Source organism: Lentibacillus juripiscarius, assembly GCF_042685205.1.
In the GTDB taxonomy this organism is placed as follows: domain Bacteria; phylum Bacillota; class Bacilli; order Bacillales; family Amphibacillaceae; genus Lentibacillus; species Lentibacillus juripiscarius.
In genome coordinates this window covers 1-1087 of sequence record NZ_JBHUNA010000043.1, presented here as the reverse complement: position 1 = coordinate 1087, position 1087 = coordinate 1, and the positions used below count along the sequence as shown (strand labels likewise).

Genomic DNA, 1087 nt, shown 5'->3' with positions numbered 1-1087 from the left:
AGGTTGACTAAAACACAAACCATACGGAGGTAATTCACGATGACTCAAAGCTATTCTAACACGAAGGAACGTTCATTTGCACATTTAACCGAAGCGGAGAGAGGTAACATAGAGGCCTATATGGATGAAGGCCTGTCGCTAAGGGAAATTGGGAGAAGAATGGGACGCAATCCGAGTACGATTTCCCGTGAAAGGAACCGTGGAACCGTCAAGCAGATAGATACTAATCGCAAAGCCTATACCACATACTTCCCAGACGCTGGTGCCCGCATTTACAAGGAAAACCGCGACAATTGCGGAGGGCGTTCTACGGTGATGGATGCGTGGGAATTTATTGAATTTGCCGAAGAAAGGATCCTGAAAGACAAATGGTCCCCAGATGCAACTGTCGGTTATGCAAAAAGGCATAAGGAATTTGACTATGTCCCTTCGACGAAGACATTATACAACTGGATAGACGAAGGCAAGTTGTCAGTGATCAACATGGATTTGGAGTTGAAACTCCGCCGTTCAACGAAGAAGGCAAAGTGCCGCAAAAATAAAAAAGTACTGGGAACAAGCATTGAAGAGCGCCCCGAATCCATAGATAACAGGGAAGAATTTGGCCATTGGGAAATTGACACCGTTTTGGGGCACAAATCAAAAGACGACGCTTTACTGACCCTGGTGGAAAGGAAGACACGTATGGAGATCATCAAGCGTATTCCAAGTAAAAGTGCTCCAGCTGTTACAGCGGCCTTAGAAGACGTGATTTCGGCGTATCCGAACAAGCGGGATGTTTTTCAAAGCATTACAGCAGACAATGGATCGGAATTCAGCGAACTGGCAGATCAAGGTACAGAGAAGCAAATTGACGTTTATTTCGCCCATCCCTATGCTTCATGGGAGCGAGGGTCAAATGAACGCCACAATGGGCTCATTAGGAAGTTTATCAAGAAAGGGCAGCCTATCCATACATACGCTGATGAAACAATTGATGATGCCGCCAACTGGATGAATACACTTCCTAGGAAAATATTAGACTATCAGACCCCATCAGAAGCGTTCGCAAAATTTGTTGGTAGTGGGGCCTAGGCCCCACTACCAA

At 45.8% G+C, this 1087-nt stretch carries 1 protein-coding gene; it reads left to right on the top strand.

Annotation, left to right across the window (positions count from 1 at the left end; genetic code table 11):
* The first annotated feature begins 39 nt into the window (after positions 1–39).
* Entirely contained in the window at positions 40–1074 is a 1035-nt protein-coding gene (locus ACFSUO_RS16410) for an IS30 family transposase (RefSeq protein ID WP_382396104.1), read from the top strand.
* Positions 1075–1087 lie beyond the last annotated feature (13 nt).

Excerpts from the sequence above, each read along its gene's own strand:
- ACFSUO_RS16410 (WP_382396104.1), top strand. The coding sequence starts at position 40 with ATGACTCAAAGCTATTCTAACACGAAGGAACGTTCATTTGCACATTTA.